The organism is Microbacterium sp. Leaf203, from assembly GCF_001421275.1.
GTDB classification, from domain to species: Bacteria; Actinomycetota; Actinomycetes; order Actinomycetales; family Microbacteriaceae; genus Microbacterium; species Microbacterium testaceum_A.
The window spans coordinates 12,565-32,162 of the sequence record NZ_LMKF01000025.1; the positions used below are offsets into that span (position 1 = coordinate 12,565).

19 protein-coding genes and 1 tRNA gene are annotated in these 19,598 nt (G+C 70.7%); 9 read left to right on the plus strand and 11 right to left on the minus strand.

What is annotated here, in order from left to right:
* Positions 1–6: 6 nt before the first annotated feature.
* From ASE56_RS09950 to ASE56_RS09960, 3 genes are read right to left on the minus strand one after another with little or no spacing between them, the layout of a single operon-like run.
* Positions 7–1,008 carry a zinc-binding dehydrogenase gene (locus ASE56_RS09950; protein ID WP_056229763.1) on the minus strand — a complete coding sequence of 334 codons (1,002 nt, stop codon included), beginning with the start codon at positions 1,006–1,008 and terminating at the stop codon, positions 7–9.
* A gap of 17 nt (positions 1,009–1,025) precedes the next feature.
* Positions 1,026–1,805, minus strand: coding sequence for an SDR family oxidoreductase (locus tag ASE56_RS09955; protein WP_056228614.1), 780 nt, complete (start codon positions 1,803–1,805; stop codon positions 1,026–1,028).
* Positions 1,802–3,190 carry a GntP family permease gene (locus ASE56_RS09960; RefSeq protein WP_056228618.1) on the minus strand — a complete coding sequence of 463 codons (1,389 nt, stop codon included), beginning with the start codon at positions 3,188–3,190 and terminating at the stop codon, positions 1,802–1,804. Before ASE56_RS09960 ends, ASE56_RS09955 begins: the two co-directional genes overlap by 4 nt.
* Before the next feature lie 143 nt (positions 3,191–3,333).
* Between ASE56_RS09960 and ASE56_RS09965 the strand changes: the two genes are divergently transcribed.
* The 6 genes from ASE56_RS09965 (at position 3,334) to ASE56_RS09990 (ending at position 9,110) form a co-directional block, all read left to right on the plus strand.
* Positions 3,334–4,029: a FadR/GntR family transcriptional regulator gene (locus tag ASE56_RS09965; RefSeq protein WP_056228622.1), complete on the plus strand. Its 696-nt coding sequence runs from the start codon at positions 3,334–3,336 to the stop codon at positions 4,027–4,029.
* A gap of 35 nt (positions 4,030–4,064) precedes the next feature.
* Positions 4,065–4,583 (plus strand): gluconokinase, encoded by a 519-nt coding sequence (locus tag ASE56_RS09970; protein WP_056228625.1) that lies wholly within the window; start codon positions 4,065–4,067, stop codon positions 4,581–4,583.
* Between the two features lie 88 nt (positions 4,584–4,671).
* Positions 4,672–6,267 carry an NADP-dependent phosphogluconate dehydrogenase gene (gndA, locus tag ASE56_RS09975; RefSeq protein ID WP_056228630.1) on the plus strand — a complete coding sequence of 532 codons (1,596 nt, stop codon included), beginning with the start codon at positions 4,672–4,674 and terminating at the stop codon, positions 6,265–6,267.
* A gap of 16 nt (positions 6,268–6,283) precedes the next feature.
* Positions 6,284–6,751: a VanZ family protein gene (locus ASE56_RS09980; protein ID WP_056228634.1), complete on the plus strand. Its 468-nt coding sequence runs from the start codon at positions 6,284–6,286 to the stop codon at positions 6,749–6,751.
* 5 nt (positions 6,752–6,756) lie between these two features.
* A complete protein-coding gene (locus ASE56_RS09985; RefSeq protein ID WP_056228637.1) occupies positions 6,757–7,491 on the plus strand; it encodes a response regulator transcription factor in 735 nt (244 codons plus the stop codon).
* On the plus strand, positions 7,488–9,110 hold the full coding sequence (locus ASE56_RS09990; RefSeq protein WP_327037363.1) for an ATP-binding protein: 1,623 nt from the start codon (positions 7,488–7,490) through the stop codon (positions 9,108–9,110). Before ASE56_RS09985 ends, ASE56_RS09990 begins: the two co-directional genes overlap by 4 nt.
* 19 nt (positions 9,111–9,129) lie before the next feature.
* On the opposite strand, the gene ASE56_RS09995 is transcribed toward ASE56_RS09990, so the two are convergent.
* From ASE56_RS09995 to ASE56_RS10025, 7 genes are all read right to left on the minus strand, one after another.
* On the minus strand, positions 9,130–10,086 hold the full coding sequence (locus ASE56_RS09995; protein ID WP_056228640.1) for a S41 family peptidase: 957 nt from the start codon (positions 10,084–10,086) through the stop codon (positions 9,130–9,132).
* 45 nt (positions 10,087–10,131) lie between these two features.
* Positions 10,132–11,685 (minus strand): FAD-dependent oxidoreductase, encoded by a 1,554-nt coding sequence (locus tag ASE56_RS10000; RefSeq protein WP_056228643.1) that lies wholly within the window; start codon positions 11,683–11,685, stop codon positions 10,132–10,134.
* A gap of 48 nt (positions 11,686–11,733) precedes the next feature.
* Positions 11,734–12,612: an FAD:protein FMN transferase gene (locus ASE56_RS10005; protein WP_056228647.1), complete on the minus strand. Its 879-nt coding sequence runs from the start codon at positions 12,610–12,612 to the stop codon at positions 11,734–11,736.
* A gap of 5 nt (positions 12,613–12,617) precedes the next feature.
* The gene (locus ASE56_RS10010; RefSeq protein WP_056228651.1) at positions 12,618–13,115 is read right to left on the minus strand and encodes a hypothetical protein; all 498 of its coding nucleotides are present in this window, start codon (positions 13,113–13,115) and stop codon (positions 12,618–12,620) included.
* A gap of 208 nt (positions 13,116–13,323) precedes the next feature.
* The gene (locus ASE56_RS10015) at positions 13,324–14,358 is read right to left on the minus strand and encodes a ribose-phosphate diphosphokinase (RefSeq protein ID WP_056228656.1); all 1,035 of its coding nucleotides are present in this window, start codon (positions 14,356–14,358) and stop codon (positions 13,324–13,326) included.
* Complete coding sequence (gene glmU, locus ASE56_RS10020) at positions 14,348–15,796, minus strand: bifunctional UDP-N-acetylglucosamine diphosphorylase/glucosamine-1-phosphate N-acetyltransferase GlmU (RefSeq protein ID WP_056228659.1); 1,449 nt, start codon at positions 15,794–15,796, stop codon at positions 14,348–14,350. The genes ASE56_RS10015 and glmU overlap by 11 nt, the downstream gene beginning before the upstream one ends.
* 1 nt (position 15,797) lies before the next feature.
* Positions 15,798–15,869 (minus strand) — tRNA-Gln (locus ASE56_RS10025).
* A 103-nt stretch (positions 15,870–15,972) separates the two neighbouring features.
* On the opposite strand from ASE56_RS10025, the gene ASE56_RS10030 reads away from it, so the two are divergent.
* Together ASE56_RS10030 and ASE56_RS10035 are read left to right on the plus strand one after the other, a co-directional pair.
* On the plus strand, positions 15,973–16,470 hold the full coding sequence (locus tag ASE56_RS10030; protein WP_143017973.1) for a MarR family winged helix-turn-helix transcriptional regulator: 498 nt from the start codon (positions 15,973–15,975) through the stop codon (positions 16,468–16,470).
* A complete protein-coding gene (locus ASE56_RS10035) occupies positions 16,467–16,979 on the plus strand; it encodes a hypothetical protein (protein WP_056228662.1) in 513 nt (170 codons plus the stop codon). The genes ASE56_RS10030 and ASE56_RS10035 overlap by 4 nt, the downstream gene beginning before the upstream one ends.
* 47 nt (positions 16,980–17,026) lie before the next feature.
* On the opposite strand, the gene ASE56_RS10040 is transcribed toward ASE56_RS10035, so the two are convergent.
* Complete coding sequence (locus ASE56_RS10040) at positions 17,027–17,764, minus strand: hypothetical protein (protein WP_056228666.1); 738 nt, start codon at positions 17,762–17,764, stop codon at positions 17,027–17,029.
* Positions 17,765–17,918: 154 nt separating this feature from the next.
* On the opposite strand from ASE56_RS10040, the gene ASE56_RS10045 reads away from it, so the two are divergent.
* On the plus strand, positions 17,919–19,586 hold the full coding sequence (locus ASE56_RS10045; RefSeq protein WP_056228668.1) for a PHP domain-containing protein: 1,668 nt from the start codon (positions 17,919–17,921) through the stop codon (positions 19,584–19,586).
* Positions 19,587–19,598 lie beyond the last annotated feature (12 nt).

Consider the following 19,598-nt stretch of genomic DNA (forward strand, 5'->3'; position numbering starts at 1 on the left):
TTCGGATCAGAGGGCGAAGACCACCTTGCCCGAGCGCTCGGAGTCGCGCGCGACAGCGAAGGCCTCGCCGGCATCTGCCACCGCGAACTCGTGCGTGATCGCACTCTCGATCGCCGGATTCGCCGCGAGCAGCTCCACCGCCGCGTCGATCTCGTCGCGGAAGCGGAAGGCGCCGAAGTAGCGCACCTCCTTCGAGATGAAGGGCGCGAGGTTCACCGGCCGCGCATCGTCAGGGAGCATACCGACCTGCACGACCGTGCCGCCCGCCCGCACCGCCTTCAGGGCCGTCGAGATCGACACGGGCACGCCCGAGCACTCGAGCACGACCGCGTACGCACCGGCCTCGACGACCTCGGTCGAGACGTCGATCGTCGCCTGGGCGCCGAGGGTCCGGGCCCGCTCGAGGGGACCGGCGAGCACATCGGTCGCGGTGACGCGCGCCCCCGCGGCGGTGGCCGCGGCGACGGCCATCAGACCGATCGGACCGGATCCGGTGACCAAAACCTCGAGACCCTCCACCGGGCCCGCCTTGCCGAGGGCGTGGAGGGCGACCGCGAGTGGCTCGGCGAGAACGGCCCGGCGCACCGGCAGGTCGGCCGGCAGCGGGCGCACCATGTCGCTCTCGACGATCAGGTACTCGGATGCCGCGCCCTGGGTGTGCGGCCAGGTCGAGGCACTGCCGAGGTACGAGCCGCCGGGCCACAGGTGCGGGGCGTCTTCGATGCCCTCGCGCGGAGTTCCGAAGCGCGCGGGGTGCACCGTGACGGGCGTGCCCGCAGCGAAGGTTCCCGAGGGGTCGAGATCGACGGCGCCCGATAGCTCATGCCCGGGAACGAGCGGCTCGCGCACGACGAACGCGCCGTTCGCGCCGTCGAAGAAGTAGTGCAGGTCGGATCCGCAGATGCCGACGTAGGCGACCCGCAGGCGGACCTGCCCCTCGCCCGGTTCAGGCACGGCGACCTCGCGCACGGCGGCGGTGCGAGCCGACTCGATCAGCAGCGACTTCATGGTGTGCTCCTCCACGATCAGACGACCGCCGTCATTCCGCCGTCGACGAAGATGTTCTGCCCCGACACGAAGCTCGAGGCGTCGGATGCCAGAAAGAGCAGCGCCCCACGCAGTTCGTCGAAGTCGCCCCAGCGGGCGGCCGGCGTGCGCTGGGTCAACCAGCGGGTGAACTCGGGGTCGTCGACGAGGTCGCGGTTCATCTCGGTCGCGAAATAGCCCGGGCTGAGGGCGTTGACCTGGATGCCGTGGCGGGCGAGGTCGGCCGCCATGCCGGCGGTCAGCTGCGCGACGCCGCCCTTGGTGGCCGAGTACGGCGCGATGGTCTGGCGCGCAAGGCGCGACTGCACCGACGCGACGTTGACGACCTTGCCGGACCCGCGGGCGACCATGGCGGGGGTGACGAAGCGCGAGACGTAGAAGACGCCCGAGAGGTTCGCCGCCACGATGTCGTCCCAGTCCGAGACCGCGAACTCGTGGATCGGCGCGCGGCGCTGGACGCCGGCGTTGTTGACGAGGATGTCGGGGACGCCGACCGCCTCGACCACCCCGGAGATCGCAGCCTCGACGGCCGCGGCATCCGTGACGTCGAAGACGACGGCGTGGGCGGGCCGACCCGACAGCTCTTCGGCCTCGGCGCGGGTCTGCTCCACGGCATCCGCGTCTCGACCGTGCACGATCAGCCGGGCACCGCCGCGCGCGAGGGTGAGGGCCAGCGCGCGGCCGAGGCCACGCGAGGAACCGGTGACGAGCGCGAGTCGGTCGGAGACGTCGAACAAGTCGGCGTTCGAGCCCGTCACAGCAGCGCTCCGATGCCGAAGACGGCCAGGGCCGCGACGAAACCGAGCACCGACTCGATCGCCTGCTGCACGGTCCAGGTCTTCAGGGTGGTCTTGACGTCCATGCCCATCAGGCGGCCGACGAGCCAGAAGCCCGAGTCGTTCACGTGACCGGCGAACACCGAGCCGGCGGCGGTCGCGAGAGTGATCGCCACCACCTGCAGCGGCGAGAAGTCGCCGGCCATGACGGCGGGGGCGGCGAGACCCGCGGCGGTCACGAGCGCGACCGTGGCCGAGCCCTGCGCCAGACGCAGGATGACGGCGATGATGTACGCCGCGACGATGACCGGCAGTCCCAGGTCGCCGAGGCTGTCGGCGAGGGCGTCGCCGATGCCCGAGGCGCGCAGGACCGCGCCGAACATGCCCCCGGCGCCGGTGATGAGGATGACCGAGCAGACCGGGCCGAGGGCCGAGTCGACGACCTTCTCGAGCGCGGTGCCGTTCTCGCCCCGGCGGAAGCCGAAGACGATCGTGGCGACGAGGACGGTGATGAGCAGGGCGACCGGGGAGTTGCCGAGCAGGACGAGCACCTGGATGACGGTGTTGTCGGTGTCGACCACTCCGGCCGAGCCGAGGGTGGTGAGGCCGGTGTTGAGGAAGATCAGCAGCATCGGCAGCAGCAGCACCAGGATGACGGTGAGGGGCTTGGGCGGGTTCTTCGGCTGGTCGGCGTCGACGTCACCGAACAGCAGCGGCACGGGGAGGGCGATGCGACGGGCGATGAACTTGCCCCAGAGGTAACCCGAGAGGTACCAGATCGGGAAGGCGATGATGAGGCCGACGATCAGCAGCAGGCCGAGGTTGGCGCCGTACAGCTCGCTCGCGGTCACCGGGCCCGGGTGCGGCGGGAGGAAGACGTGCATCACCGAGAACGCGGCAGCGGCCGGCAGGCCGAACAGCAGGACGTTGTTGCCCGACACCCGGCGCGCGATGGCGAAGATGATGGGCAGCATCATGACGAGCCCGGCGTCGAAGAACATCGGGAACCCGAGGATCAGCGAGACGATGCCGAGGGCGAAGGGGGCGCGCTTCTCTCCGAAGACGCGCACGAACGTCTCGGCCAACGATTGCGCGCCGCCGGAGTGTTCGATCAGTCGACCGAGCATCGCACCCAGGGCGACCAGCAGGGCCACGGTGCCGAGGGTTCCGCCGAACCCTCCGGTGAGCGTCGACACGATCGCCGACACCGGGATGCCCGCGACGAACGCCGTCACGAGCGACACGATGATGAGGGCGAGGAAGGCGTGCACCTTCAGCCAGATGATGAGCACGAGGATGAGCGCGATGGCGCCCGCGGCGATGGCGAGCAGGGGCGCCGTGCCGAGTGTCTGAGTCCAGTCGTCCAAGAGATCTCCGTTGATTCAAGCCGTCGGACGCGTCATCGGGCATGCTGTGTCCGCCCCGCATCCGCCGGAGCGGTCAGGGCATCTTCACACAATGATCATATCTTTGACAAGATAAGGTCGTACCTAAGACCCGAGGAGGGGGAATGGCTCGAGCGACGCACGGCTCGCTGGTCGACGCGATCGGCATCCGCATCGTCGACGGCGACCTGCCGCCGGGCACCGTCCTGACCCTCGCCGCCCTCGAGGCCGAGTACGCCGTCTCGCGCACCGTCGTGCGCGAGGCCGTCCGCTCGCTCGAAGCGATGGGCCTGCTCTCGCAACGCCGTCGCGTCGGACTCACCGTGCGCGAGCCCGAGCACTGGAGCGCCCTCGACACCCGCCTCATCGGGTGGCAGCTCGCCGGTCGCCGGCGCGACCAGTTGATCGTCAACACCACGGAGCTGCGCGCGGCGGTCGAACCCGTCGCCGCTCGGCTGAGCGCCCGGCGCGCCACCGACATTCAGCGCGGTGAGATCCTGCGTCTGGCCGACGAACTCGCCCGCCTCGGCGCGGCCGGCCTCGGCAACTCCCCCGAGTACCTCGCGGCCGACATCGCCTTCCACGACCTCATCCTCATCTCGAGCGGCAACCTCATGCTCGCCGCGGCCCGCGCCCCGATCGCCGCCGCGATCGAGGGACGCGCGATGCACGGGCTCACCCCGGGGGTCCCCAACCCCGACGCGCTCGACAACCACGTCGCCACGGCCGAGGCGATCGGACGCGCTGACGCCGACGCCGCCGAGGAGCACACGCGCCTGTACGTCGCCGCGGTGCTCACCGAAGTCCGCCGCACCATCTGACACCGAACCGATCGCTTTCGACGAAGAGAGATTCCATGACCGCTCCCGTTCCCGTCCTGGTCTTCATGGGCCCCGCCGGCACCGGCAAGTCCACCGTCGCCGGCATGCTCGCCGGTCGTCTCGGCTGGGACTTCCAAGAGGGCGACGACCTGCATCCGGCCGAGAACGTCGCCAAGATGGCATCCGGTCACGCCCTTAATGACGACGACCGCTGGCCCTGGCTCGATCGCGTCGCCGGGTGGATCGACGGGCGGATCGCCGCCGGTCGCCCCGGCATCATCACGTGCTCGGCCCTCAAACGCAGCTACCGCGACGTGCTGCGCCGCGACGACGTCACCTTCGTGCTGCTGATGGGCGACCCGAAGCTCGTGCTCGAGCGCCTGCTGCGCCGCCAGGGGCACTACATGCCGCCCTCGCTGCTCACCTCGCAGTTCGAGACCCTCGAGATGCCGGATGCCGATGAGCAAGCGATCCGCGTCGACCTCGACCTCACTCCGCAGGAGCAGGTGCAGCAGGTCGTCGACCGCCTTCAGCTCACCCCTACCCCGTCCTGAAACACACGCGGGCCAAGCCGATAAAGTGGCGGAGGCGGCCCGCGTGAGCCCGCCCACCCCTTCCTCGCACCTGAACACGGAGCAACGAATGACGTCGACCCCCTCCCCGACCGGACCCTCGAGCGACCAGGATCAGGCCCCGCACACGGCCGCACAGGTGCACGAGGGTGCACCCGGCATCGAAGAGGTGGATCGTCCCACCGCCGAGGCCGACTCCCGCCCCGAGGGCGAGGGCGACGGCCGCGCCAACATCGGCGTCGTGGGCCTCGCGGTCATGGGCTCGAACCTCGCCCGCAACCTCGCGAGCCGCGAGGGCAACACGGTCGCGATCTTCAACCGCAGCAAGGACAAGACCGAGCACGTGCTCGAGCAGCACCCCGAGGCGAACTTCGTCGCCTCGTTCTCGTACGAGGACTTCGCCGCGTCGCTGTCGAAGCCGCGCACCGCGATCATCATGGTCAAGGCCGGCCGCCCCACCGACTTCGTCATCGACGAGCTCGTCAAGGTCTTCGAGCCCGGCGACATCATCGTCGACGGCGGCAACGCCCTGTTCACCGACACCATCCGCCGCGAGAAGGCCGTGCGCGACACCGGCATCAACTTCGTCGGCATGGGCGTCTCGGGCGGCGAAGAGGGCGCGCTGCGCGGCCCCTCGATCATGCCCGGCGGCTCCGACGAGGCCTGGGCCACGCTCGGCCCGATCCTGAAGTCGATCGCCGCGGTCGCCGAGGGCGAGCCCTGCGTCACGCACGTGGGCCACGACGGCGCCGGCCACTTCGTCAAGATGGTGCACAACGGCATCGAGTACGCCGACATGCAGCTCATCGCCGAGGCCTACGACCTCATCCGCCGCGCCACGGGCAAGAGCCCGGCCGAGATCGCCGACGTGTTCGCCGACTGGAACCGCGGCGAGCTCGAGTCGTACCTCATCGAGATCACCGCCGAGGTGCTGCGCCAGACCGACGCCGACACGGGCAAGCCGCTCGTCGACGTGATCCTCGACCAGGCCGGCGCCAAGGGCACCGGCGCGTGGACGGTGCAGACCGCCCTCGACCTGGGCGTGCCGGTGTCGGGCATCGCCGAGGCCACCTTCGCGCGGTCGCTGTCGAGCCACCCCGAGCAGCGCTCGGTCTCGCGCGAGCTCCCCGGCCCCTCGGGCACCGAGGTGCTGTCGGGAGAGGACGCCGACGCGTTCATCGAGCAGGTGCGCCTGGCGCTGTACGCCTCGAAGATCGTCGCGTACTCGCAGGGCTTCGACGAGATCCGCGCCGGTGCCGCGCAGTACGACTGGAGCATCGACCTGGGCGCCGTGTCGAAGATCTGGCGCGGCGGCTGCATCATCCGCGCGCAGTTCCTCAACCGCATCGCCGAGGCGTACGACGCCGAAGCCGAGCTGCCGGTGCTGCTGACCGCTCCGTACTTCGTCGAGGCGCTCGGCCGCGCCCAGGACGCATGGCGCCACATCGTGTCGCTGTCGGCGGCCAGTGGCATCCCGGCCCCCGCCTTCAGCTCGTCGCTGGCGTACTACGACGGCCTGCGCGCCGAGCGTCTGCCCGCCGCCCTTATCCAGGGCCAGCGCGACTTCTTCGGTGCGCACACCTACCGTCGCATCGACAAGGAGGGCACCTTCCACACCCTCTGGTCGGGCGACCGCACCGAGATCGAAGCCGAAGACACCCACTGATCCCGAGGGATCGACGGTGACGAAGCGGCGACGGGCATGGCTCGTCGCCGCTTCGTGTGTCTACGCGGTCGCGGTGTGGTGGATGACGCTGCGCCCCTCGATCTACGACGCCGAGGTGGGCGGCATCCTGGGTCGTCTGCTCGACGCGCTCCGGAAGTCCCCCGCGACGGCGTGGATCACCTTCGACGTCGTCGAATCCCTGTCGAACGTCGTCATGTTCGTGCCGCTGGGTCTGCTCGTGATCGCGTGGCGGGGGCGCCGGTGGCACGGCATCCTGCTCGGCCTGACCGTGAGTTGCGCGATCGAAATCACGCAACTGCTCTTCCTGCCGACGCGTGTGGCCGACGTCGGCGACGTGGCGGCCAACGCTCTCGGGGCGACGATCGGGGTGCTCGTGGGGCGCGTTCTCAGCCGCCGGATCTCGCGTTCCCAGGATTCCCATAAGGCTCGCCATAGAAAGCTCATAGATACGAGAGCACAATGAGTTCTATGACCGCGACCGCCGCCGCCCCCACCTTCACCCGCCCCGACGGAAGTGCCCTCCGCGTCCTCGTCGTGGACGACGAGCAGATGCTCACCGACCTGCTGTCGATGGCGCTGCGCATGGAGGGCTGGGACGTCAAGACCGCCGGATCGGGCTTCGACGCCCTGCAGTCCGCACGTGATTTCGAGCCGGATGCCATGGTGCTCGACATCATGATGCCCGACCTCGACGGCATGGCCGTCCTCCAGCGCCTGCGCCACTCGGGCAACGACGTGCCCGTGCTCTTCCTCACCGCGAAGGATGCCGTGGCCGATCGCGTCGCGGGTCTGACCGCCGGCGGCGACGACTACGTCACCAAGCCGTTCAGCCTCGAAGAGGTCGTCGCGCGTCTGCGGGGCCTCATGCGTCGCGCCGGCACGGCCCTGACGCGCGACTCGGAGCCGATCCTGCGCGTCGGCGACCTCTCGCTGAACGAAGACAGCCACGAGGTCATCCGCGGCGGCAAGGAGATCGAGCTCACCGCCACCGAGTTCGAGCTGCTGCGCTTCCTCATGCGCAACCAGCGCCGCGTGGTGTCGAAGGCGCAGATCCTCGATCGCGTGTGGAACTACGACTTCGGCGGTCGGTCCAGCGTCGTCGAGCTCTACATCTCGTACCTGCGGAAGAAGATCGACGCCGGGAACGACCCGCTCATCCACACCGTGCGCGGCGTGGGCTACATGATCAAAGCCCCTCAGTGAGTACCCCGCCGCGACCTGCTCCCCCCGTTCCCCCCGCCGAGGTCTGGGAGACCGACGCCCCCGACGCCGACTCCCCGCAGGAGTCGACCCCGAAGCCCAAGAAGGAGCCTCTGTCGCTGAGGCTCCGTCGTCCCTGGACGCTCCAGGCGCGCTTGATGACCGCGGTCATCGGCATGGTCGCCTTCATCCTCGTGATGATCGGGATCTCGACCAGCGCCATCCTCAGCCAGGTGCTCTACGTCAACCTCGGCGCCCAAGTCGACGAGGCGGCCGCGTCCATCCAACCGCGTGCCGCCTTCCAGAGTTCGGCGGAACAGGTCCTGGAGTCGGGGTTCTTCGACTCCGGCACTCTGCTCGTCATGAACTCGCGCGGCACGGGCATCACGGGCGCCGTGGTCGGCGACAACGGCGCCCGTGCGCTCACCACCGACGACCTCGGCCGGATCGCCGACAGTCTGCAGGCCGCCGCCGCCGACCCGAACGCCCAGACCGTCGACCTGCCGAACCTCGGCGAGTACCTCGTCCGCCCCTTCCAGACGCCCGGCAGCGACAGCATCTTCTTGGTCGGACTCCCCCTCTCGAGCGTCACCAGCACCATCGGCGCGATCCTGACCACCGTCGCCCTGGTCACCACGGGCGGCCTGCTGCTCCTGGCTGTCATCATCGCGATCGTCATCCGGTTGGGACTTCGACCGCTGCGCGCCGTCGCCGAGACGGCCACCCGCGTGGCGTCGCTGCGCATGGATCAGGGCGACGTCTCGATCACCGAGCGCGTGCCCGCCGACCAGGTCGACGACCACACCGAGATCGGTCAGGTCGGCACGGCCCTGAACACCCTTCTCGACCGCGTCGACGCCTCCCTCAGCGCCCGCCAGCGCAACGAAGAGCTGATGCGCCGATTCGTCGCCGACGCCAGCCACGAACTGCGTACGCCCCTGGCATCCATTCGCGGCTTCTCGGAGCTGTCGCTGCGTGCCATGCGTCAGGCGCAGGACGACGAGAGTCGCCAGCGCATCTCTTTGGCCGTCGAGACGACCGAACAGTCGCTCGAGCGCATCCAGGCGCAGTCCCTGCGCATGACCACGCTCGTGGAGGATCTGCTGCTGCTCGCGCGACTCGACGAGGGCCAGGAGCTCGTCTACGGGTCGGTCGACCTGACGCGCCTCGCCGTCGAGGCGGTGGGCGATGCCCGCCCGGCCGGGCCGGACCACTCGTGGACCATCGACGTCCCCGATACGCCCGTCGAGCTCGCCGGAGACGCCGCCCGCCTTCACCAGGTGGTGGCGAACCTGCTCGCCAACGCCCGCACGCACACGCCCGCGGGCAGCGAGGTCAACGTGTCGGTGGCCCACGAGGGCGCCGAAGCCGTGCTCCGGGTGCACGACAACGGTCCCGGCATCGATCCCTCGGTCGCCTCGCAGCTCTTCGAGCGGTTCGCCCGCGCCGATCGCTCGCGCGACCGCAAGACCGGCGGTACCGGCCTGGGCCTGTCGATCGCGCGAGCGATCGTCGACGCGCACCGCGGAACGATCTCGGTCACGAGCACTCCCGGCGACACGACCTTCGAGGTGCGCCTCCCGGCCAAGCCCGCCGATCCGGTGATCGCGGACACGGTCTGAGACCACGGGATGCCGGAGGTCAGGCGCACCGCGATCTGACCGCCGCCCGCGCCGCCTCGAGGTCGGGGCCGGGCGCGACCTCGATGTCGGGCGCGAGGGGGCCGTCGTAGACGGTACCGGTGCGGTCGACGTCGTACGAGGTGGTGAGGATGATGCGGGCGCCGTCGCTGAGCTCTCTCACTTGATTGCCCGTCGTCATCCCCGAGGTCGGTTTCCCGACGCGGACAGCGTCGGTCTGGCCGGCGAACGCGATAGCCACGATCTCGGCGGCACTGTTCGTCATGCCGGAGGTGAGCAGGGCGACGGGGGCGTCGACGCGGAATCCGCCCGGTGTCGCGGTGTCGTCTCCCCCGGGCGTCGAGACGACACCGCCGTTCGCCACCGTCGCCCAGTGCACCGTCTCGACTCGTTTCAGCCCGACGACATCGCCGTCGTCGAGGAGAGGAGCGACCACCGCGAGCATGGGCCACGCGCTGCCCCCGCCGTTGGTCCGCAGGTCGATGATCCAGCCGCACGTCGTCGAGGGGGCCGCAGCGCGCATCGCCTCGAGGCCCGCGGACTGATACTGCTCGATCGCGTCGCGGTCCTCCCCCTGGAACCCGGGCACTGTCAGCATGCTGATTCCGTCGCGCGTCGACACGGTGGGGACGGGAAAAGGCGCGCCCGGAGCGTTCTGCGTGGTGATGGACGCGACATCGGCCGGCGTCTGCAGCCACGAATGCGGTCCGCCCGCGGCGGCGGCGAGCTGGTCGAGACCCCGGTAGGTCTCGGCGATCGTCGGCTTCGCCCTCAGCTCGGGCGCGGCCTGCGCCACGGCATCCCGGAACTCGTCCGTGTCGGCGTGGATGCCGTCGCGCATCTCGGCGATCGCCGCGTCGACGTAGGCGGCGACGTCGTCGTTCGGAGCGTCGACCGCGCAGCCGCTCAGCAGGACCATCACGCCGATGAGGGCGACAGCGCGTCGAGGAAGCGGCATCCTGCCACCCTCGCCTGTCGAGCCCTTCCCCGCCACCCTTCCGCTTCAGTACCCCGCGAACGCGTCCGTCGTCAGCGACCTCGCCTTGCCCAGGGCGGGCGCGAGCGCCGAGATCAGTCGCGGCGGGCCCGAGACGTACGCGGCGCGCTGTGCGATGTCGGGGACGGTCCGCAGGAGCGCCTCGGCATCCACTCGATACGGTCCGGCCCACACCCAGCGCTGGGGCAGATCGCGCGGCTCGTCGCGCGAGAAGACGATCACGGGGATCCCCGCGGCGGCGATCTCGTCGCGGAAGGCGAGCTCGGACGCCTCGGACACCACGTACACGAGAACGACGTCGCGGTCCTGGTTCGTCGCCACGAGGTGGCGCAGCTGCGAGACGAACGGGGTCACACCGATCCCGGCCGCGACCAGCAGCACGGGCGAGGTCGGCCGCGAGGGGAGCACGAAGTCGCCCCACACCCCCGTGACGGCGAGGGTCGCCCCCGGCTCGACGGCGGCCAGGGCCCGCTTGTACGACGACTGCGAACCGTCCTTGAAGGCGATCCGCACCTCGGGCAGGTCTTCCGGCGCGGAGACGATCGAGAACTCGCGGCGCGTTCCCCGAGCGTCGGGTCGGCGGTGCGGGACGTCGAGTTCGAGGTACTGCCCGGGGTGGAACGCGAAGGGCCGGGCGGCCCGGAACGAGAGTTCGCGCACCGTCGGGGTGACATCGCGCCGACGGTCCACGCGCAGGCGCACGGCCGCGCGCAGGCAGAACAGGAAGGCGAGCAGATTGCCGACGAGCAGCGCGCGCTCCTGACCGAGCGTGATCTCGCCCACCGGCAGCGGCCACCCGGCCAGGACGCCGACGACGATCGCCACCAGATACTGCTGCACGCGACGGGGCGGAAGGGTCAGGGGCTCGGACAGCATGAACGCGCCCAGGAACAGGAAGGGCGAGGAGACCGCCACCTGCAGCAGCACGCTCGGCACATCGACCGGGAATCCCGCGGCCTGGAACTGCACGCTCGTGCGGAGGAAGGCGACAGCCATCGCGACGACCCAGAAGACGACCACGATCGGCAACTTGTCGGTGCGGAGCAGAAGCAGCACTCCCAGCACCAGGACGGGTGCCGCGAGCCACGGCGAACCGACCCACCACGCCGAAGACCCCAGGTCGGGCGCCCAGATGCTCACGATCGTCAAGACGGTCGCGCCGGTCGCCGCGGGGTTGAAGATGTGCCGACCGCGCCAGGCGAGCGCGTATTTCGAGGCGGATGCCACGACACCGGCGAGAACGAGGCCGGCCAGGCCCATCGGCTCCACCGACGGACGCAGGACGAACAACAGGATCCCGGCCGTGATCAGTGAGGACTCCAGGCGTCGCGGCATCCGGAGCAGACTCTGCGCGACGAGATCCGTGAGGGCGCACGCGGCGGCGAGCACCACGGCGCTCGCGACGATCGCGAGAGGTTGCGGGACCACGAGGCCCGCGAACGACAGGACGAGCGAGAAGACGGCGAGAAGACCGAGCGACGCCATGACGAGCCGGTACATCGAGACGCGACCGATGAGGCCGAGGACGCGGGTCGAACCGGCGGTGAGCGTGGTGCTCATGGGGGAACCCTTCAGAGGAGGCGAAACGGGGGGATGGGAAGGACGGGCTCAGGAGAAGATCTCGCCGGAGAAGCCGGGAGACCACTCGACGCGGCCATCGGTGCGCATGCGCACCCATTCGGCATCCCAGGATGCCGCCAACTCGGGCCCACCGTCGAAGAACAACGCGGTCGCCAGGGCGTCGGCGCGCATCGCCGTCTCGGCGAGGGCCCACGTGGCGGCGTACGCCCGGACGGGCGCACCGGTGCGGGCGTCGAGGACGTGGTGAAGACCGTCCCCCCACGCGCGGCGATTGATCGCCGAGGCGCAGAGCGACCGGCCCGCCACGGTGACCACTCCGATGGCGCGGGTCGGGTCGTAGGGGTGCTCGAGACCGATGCGCACGGGCGCCCCGCGGACGGCGAGGTCTCCCGACGCGTCGACGACGGCGTCGCCGTCCACGTGGGATCTCACCGCGTCGAGCACCAGGTCGACCAGCCGCCCTTTGCCGAGCGCTCCGACGTCGATGGTGGCGGGAGCGGTGACCCGCACGTGGTCGTCGTCCCACGTGAGGACCTCGCTCCAGGTGGGCGCCGGCTGCGGCGCTCCCCACGGAGCGAGAGTCAACCGGGCGTCGTATCCCAGGCGCGCCAACGCGTCGCCGACGAGCGGATTGACGGCACCGGAGGTCGCCGCATCGAGCTCGCGGTAGAGCGAGAACATGGCACCCGCGTCTCGAGGAGCGGGAACCGACGCGGTACGCCCCTCGGCGAGCGAGGACACGAGAGAGTCGTCGCGGAATCGCGACCACTCGCGGTCGAACCGCTCGATGAGCGTCGACACCGCGTCGCGGGCGACCGAGGGCAGCGGATGCGCCGTCTCGATCGCCCACGACGTACCGATCGCGTCGAAGGTCCAGATCGACCCCGTGGCGAGCGGCGTGCTCATGGCTGTCAGGCCTTGGCCTCGGACTTGATCGAGTCGACGGCCTTGTTGAAGCCGCCGCTCGTGAGCGAGGAACCGGCCACCTTGCTGACCGAGATCTCGTTGAGCTTCTTGCCCACGACCTCGCTCTGGATGCCGCCGATGAACTCGCCCTGGTAGCGCTTGGACTCCGCGGCCTGCGGGTCGCCGGTCACCTTCACCGCGGTCACGGTGTCGCCGGCGATCGTGAGGGTGACGTCGATGGTCTCGACGCTCTCGGGCGTCGCGTACTGGCCGGTGGCCTCGTACTCGCCGTCCTTGTAGGTGCCCGACGCGGTCGAGCCACCGGCGGCGGCATCCGAGGTCGTGGCGGGGGCCGAGCTCGCGGCGGGGGCCGCGGTGTCGGCGGGGGCGGCGTCGCCGGTGGTCGCGCCGCCGGCGCACCCGGCGAGGGTGGCGATGCCGGCGACACCCAGCAGAGCGGTGCCGATACGGACGGGACGGGGTACGGCTGTGGTGCGGATCATGAGGGTCCTCCTTCGGTCGTGCCTCGCGGCGCGTACGTGCTCACGGTAGGGACACGACCTTGGCCGCCACCGGGTTCATTCTTTTGTGCGAGCTGTGCGAGGACGGACGCCGCCGGAGGGGCCTGCCTCGAGAATCGACCCTCGGACGGAACGCATTCGGCCGCCTCCCCCTGGGGAAGACGGCCGGATGCGAACGGAACGGCGGTGGTCAGGCGTCGCCGCCGAACATGCTCGTGACCGAGCCGTCCTCGAAGACCTCGTGGATCGCGCGCGCGAGCAGGGGCGCGATCGGCAGCACCTCGAGACGCTCGAACCGACGCTCGGCCGAGATCGGCACGGTGTCGGTGACGACGACCTGGTCGATCGCGGGGTCCTGCAGACGCTCGGTGGCCGGGTCGCTGAAGATCGCGTGGGTCGCGGCGACGATGACCTTGCGGGCGCCCGAGGCCTTGAGGGCCTGAGCAGCCTTCTGGATGGTGCCGCCGGTGTCGATCATGTCGTCGACCAGCAGGCAGGTGCGGCCGTTCACGTCACCGACGATCTCGTGCACCGAGACCTGGTTGGCGACCTTCGGGTCGCGACGCTTGTGGATGATCGCGAGGGGGGCGCCCAGGCTGTCGGACCAGGTGTCGGCCACGCGCACGCGGCCCATGTCGGGCGACACGACGGTGAGGGTCTCGCGGTCTTCGGCGGAGAGGCCCCGCTCGAAGTGGTCGAGCAGCACCGGCTTGGCGAACAGGTGGTCGACCGGACCGTCGAAGAAGCCCTGGATCTGCGCGGCGTGCAGGTCGACGCTCATGATGCGGTCGGCACCCGCGGTCTTGAGCAGGTCGGCGACCAGGCGGGCGCTGATGGGCTCGCGACCGCGGCCCTTCTTGTCCTGACGCGAGTACGGGAAGTACGGCGCGACGACCGTGATGCGCTTGGCCGAGGCCCGCTTGAGGGCGTCGAGCATGATGAGCAGCTCCATGAGCCACTCGTTGACCGGAGGACCGAACGACTGGACGACGAACACGTCGCAGCCGCGGATCGACACCTCGAAGCGGGTGTAGATCTCACCCGAGGCGAAGGTGCGGTGCTCGGTGGGGGCGAGCTCGGTGCCGAGGTGCTCGGCCACCTGCTTCGCGAGTTCGGGGTGCGAGCGGCCCGAGGCGACGACGAGTCGCTTCTTGGTCTTGGCGACGAGCCCGGGGGCGATGCCGTTGTCGCGGTCGAGGTCTACACGATTCTTCTTACGAGCCATCGGCCGCTTCCTGTTCAGCCCGAGCCAGAGCGGCCACGTCGGCCGCTCTGGTGCCCGGTCGGTTCTTCTCGACCCACCCCTCGACGTTGCGTTGGGGTGCCACGCTGAGCGCCAGCGCACCGGCCGGGACATCCTTGCGGATCACCGCGCCGGCACCCGTCTTGGCGCCCGCTCCAATCGTAACCGGCGCGACGAAGACGTTGTGCGATCCGCTGTGGACCTCGTCGCCGATGACGGTGCGGTGCTTGGCGATGTCGTCGTAGTTCGCCGTGATCGCACCGGCACCGAGGTTGACGCCGCGTCCGATCTCGGTGTCGCCGATGTACGACAGGTGCGGGACCTTGCTCCCCTCGCCGATCGAGGAGTTCTTCACCTCGACGAAGGTGCCGACCTTGCCGTTCACGCCGACGCGCGCGTTCGCGCGGAGGTAGGCGAACGGGCCGACCGTGGCGCCGGCCTCGACGACCGCGAGGGTGCCGTCGGTGCGGGTGATCGTCGCGTTCTCGCCGACCTCGCAGTCGACGAGGCTCGTGTCGGGGCCGATGGTGGCGCCCGAGGCGATGACGGTCGCCCCGCGCACGTGCGTGTTGGGGAGGATCGTGACGTCGGGGGCGAGGGTCGCGGTCACGTCGATCCACGTCGTCGCCGGGTCGACGACCGTGACGCCCTCGAGCTGCCAGCGGCGCACCGTGCGCGCGTTGAGCGTGCGCCCGGCCTCGGACAGCTGTACACGGTCGTTCACGCCGAGTGCGGCGGACGCATCGTCGGTGACGGACGCCGCGACCCCCATCTCCGCGTCGCGCAGGAGCCCGACCACGTCGGTGAGGTACTTCTCGCCCTGGGCGTTCGCGGTCCCGACGAGGGCGAGCTGCGCACGCAGCGGACCGGCCCGGAAGACGTAGACCCCCACGTTGATCTCGGTGACCGCGGCCTCGTCGGCCGTGGCGTCCTTCTGCTCGACGATGCGGCGCACGCCGTCGGTCTCGTCGCGCAGGATCCGGCCGTAACCGAAGGGCTGGTCGACCCGCGCACTCAGCAGGGTGACGGCGGTGCCGCCGCTGCGGTGGGTCGCGAGCAATTCGGTGAGCGTGCCGGTCTCGAGCAACGGCACGTCGGCGCTGAGCACGAGGACATCGCCCTCGAAGCCGTCCAGCGCGTCGAGGGCGACCTCGACCGCGCGACCCGTGCCGGGCACCTCGTCCTGATCGACGATCACGACGCCCGGGGCGAGCTCCGCCACGGTCTCGGCGACCATCTCGCGCTCGTGACGCACGACCACGACGATGCGGGCCGGATCGAGGGATGCCGCGGTGTCGAGCACGTGACCGACGAGCGGGCGACCGCCGACCGGGTGCAGGACCTTCGGTGTGCGGGAGCGCATGCGCGTTCCCTGACCCGCAGCGAGGACGACGACGGCCAACTCGGTCGGTGATGTCATGCTCCGCCGCCAGGATTCGAACCTGGACCTAACAGCTCCAAAGGCTGTCGTGCTGCCGTTACACCACGGCGGACCGTGCCCGAGGGCACCGGTCAAGTCTGCCAGACCCGGACGCCGGGCGTTCCGCCCGCCCGCGCGCGCCGACCGACCTGCCGAGCACTCGACATAATGAGACCGTGACCCGGGACAGCGACGAAGTCGACCGCATCGTCGATGCGTGGATGCGTCAGCGCCCCGATCTGGACTTCTCGCCCCTCGAGGTGCTCTCGCGCGTCGCACGCCTGTCGCGACACCTCGACTTCGCCCGCAAAGAGGCGTTCCGCCGCAGCGACATCGAGTCGTGGGAGTGGGACGTACTCTCGGCGCTGCGCCGGGCGGGCGAGCCGTACCAGCTGAGCCCGAAGCAGCTGCTGCAGCAGACGCTCGTCTCGAGCGGCACGATGACGAACCGTATCGATCGTCTCGTCGCCCGCCGTTTCGTGCGTCGCGAGGCCGACCCCGGAGACGGACGGAGCATTCTGGTGACGCTGACCGACGACGGACGAGTACGGGTGGATGCCGCGATCACCCGCCTCGTCGACGCCGAGGCCCTCTTGCTCGAGGGACTCTCGCGCGGCGACCGCGAACGACTCGCCACCCTGCTGCGCAAACTGAGCCTGGGATTCGACGCGTGAGCGCGCCGGCGGAGTCGCTGTCGCGCTGGGCGCGCGTCCGGGCGTGGTTCGGCGTCCGCTTCCGCTCCCCCGCGGCGATCTACGGCCTGATCGTGTTCGCGGCGTTCGTCTCGATCGCCGACGACCACACCGAGAACGTGTGGGAGGTGATCGGCAGCGCCTCGCTGTCGCTCGTCGTCTTCTTCATCGCGCACGTGTTCGCGCACACCCTGACCGAGCACGCCACCCACGGGCTCCGCCGCGCGACCCGCGAGGGCATGCGGCACGGGGCCGGGATGCTCTACGCGTCAATCCCCTCGATCCTCGTTCTCGTCTGGGCCGGGATGACCGGCGTCTCGGTGAGCGACGCGTTCGAGTTGTGCATGTGGGCGACCTTCGCCGTGCTCGCCCTGCTCGGCTACGGCGCGTACGCCCGGCGGAAGGCGTCGATCCCCGTCCGACTCCTCGGCGCCTTCGCCACCGCCTGCCTCGGCGTCTTCATCGTGGTGCTGGAGTACGCGGTCCACTGACGCCGACGGGGCCGCCGCAGCGGCGAGGACCCCGAGCGGACGGGCGATCAGTCCTGCGCCGCCGCGCGACGACGAGCGCGCGCACGGAACACGAGACCGGCGGCGACGGCGAGCACGGCGCCGACGCCCGCAACGCCCGCCACCTGTGCACCCGTGACCGCGAGGTCCGAGCCGGAGGCCGCGGCCGCAACCGGGGTGGCCGAGGTCGAGGGGCCAGGGGTGGCCGAGGCGGCTGCCGCGGGGTCGGGGGCGGCCGATCCCGAGGCCGACGGGGACGGCGCGGGGCCGGTCGGCGACGTGGTCGGTGAGGGGCTCGGCTGACCGGGGACCGCCCAACCCGACGCGGACAGGGTGACCGGCAGGCTGGCGACGGGGAGGATCGACGAGGGCACCCCGGACGACAGCGCGAGGCACTCCAGGCTCAGGGTCGCGCTCGTCGTGCCCATGGGAACGACCGCCGTGAACGAGGAGCCCATCGGGACGCTCACCGCCGCGCCCACGGTGACCGGCACGGTCGCCGAGACGACGACGGTGCTGCCTCCGGCCGCCACCGACAGGCGCGCCCCATCGCTCGTTCCGGAGGGGCAGCCGTCGGCGAAGGTCGCGATGCCGAAGGAGGGATACGCGGCGGCGTCACCCGAGAAGACGGCCGTGCCCGCGGCATCCCGCAGCACGAGGGGGCTCGCCGCGGACGCGGCCAGGGCACCGAGCGGCACGAGACCCGTGACGAGGACCGCGGCTGCGGCGAAAGGGAGGAGGCGGGTGGGCACGGGGGTGGACGACATGGCTGCTCTCGATCGGGTGGTGAGGTCGAACGGACTGTGCCGCACCGTGCGGTCCACCGGGTGAATGGATGGTGACGTCAACATCACCGCGCGTCCACCCGCGATTCATCCGCGGCCCCTACGTTCCCGGCGACCCCTCTCACGAAAGTCTGCGATGCCCTCTCACACCCCATCCGGCTTCTCCCGCCGCACCTTCCTCGCCGCAGCCGCCGCCGCGGTCACGACCGCGTCCGCCGCATCGTCGTTCGGGCCCGCAGCCGCCGCGAGCGCCGTGGCCGCGACCACGCCCACGGCCGTGACCGACCCGAAGGCCCTGCGCTGGCTCGTCTTCGACCATCACGTGCACTCGGTCTACTCGCACGACGCCAAGTACGCGATGACGACGATCCTCGACCAGGCGCAGCGTTTCGGGGTGGATGCCATCGCCTTCACCGAGCACAGCAACGTCGGCCACGCGAACGTCGGCGGCGTCTTCAACGCGGCGCGCGAGATCGAGGCGGCGCGAACCGCCCGACCCGATCTCCTCGTCTTCCAGGGCCTCGAGTGGTACATCCCGGCCGCCGAGCACGGCACCGTGCTGGTCGCCCCCGGCCCCCGCGTGACCGAGGTGCTGCGCCACTTCGAGCTGACCTACGACGGCAAGCTCAACCAGTGGGAGAAGCCCCGACCCAACACGAGCGACGCCGCCGACTGGCTGCAGCACGCCGTCGACGGGATCTCGTGGCTCGGCCAGCAGCGCAAGGCGGGCGTGGTCGACGACGTGCTCGTCCTGGCCAACCATCCCAGCCGACTCGGCATCGACTCCCCCGGCGAACTGCGCGCGTGGCAGGATGCCGACCCCGACGTCTTCGTGGGCTTCGAGGGGGCTCCGGGGGCGCAGGCCTCGGGTCTCGCGGCGAACACCACCGACCGTTCGCAGCGTGGCGAGTACGAGAACTCCCGCAGCGACTACTCGTTCCCGGGATTCCCCGCGAGCGCGTACCGGGCGCACGGCGGATTCGACTGGATGACCGCGGTCGTCGGCGGCATGTGGGACGCCCTGCTCAGCGAGGGCCGACGCTGGTGGATCACCACGAACAGCGACCTGCACCTGAAGAACTTCGACAACACCCGCGTGGGCGACTTCCCCACCGGCTCGGGGTGGGACAACGGGGCCACGCTGGCCAACTTCAACCGCGCGGGTCGCCGACCCGACCCCGTGTCGACCGCCTCCCCGCAGGGCGGCAGCGACCTGTGGCCGGGCGAGTTCAGCCGCACCCACGTCGGCGCCGCCGACAAGACGCACACCGCCGTCCTCGACGCCGTGCGCGCGGGACGCATGTGGGTCGACCACGGGCACCTCGTCGCCGGACTCGCGGTCACCCTGCGCGCGGCCGACGACACCGCCAACACCGCCACACTCGGCGGGACCCTGCGCGTACCGACGGGCACGAAGATCGAGATCGTCATCGACGTCGAGCCCACCACGGAGCGCAACTCCGCCGGCATCCTGCCCCGTCTCGCGCACCTCGACGTGATCCGCGGCGAGATCACGGGCGCCGCGAGCGACCGCGACACGATGGTCGCTCCCCGAACCCGCGTCATCGAGCTGCGCGACGTGAGCGACCGCAGCGGTTCGGCGTTCCAGATCGTGATCCCAGTGGGCACCGCCGACGTCGACGGCTACGTGCGCGTGCGCGGAAGCGACGGCAAGGTGCACGGCACCGGCCCGCGCGGGGCGGACGTGGACCCGCGGGCCCCGCAGCCGCACGCGGCCGGTCAGGGGAACCCCTGGCTTGACACGTGGCTCTACACGAACCCGATCTTCGTGTCGGTGCGCTGATCGTCGATCGAG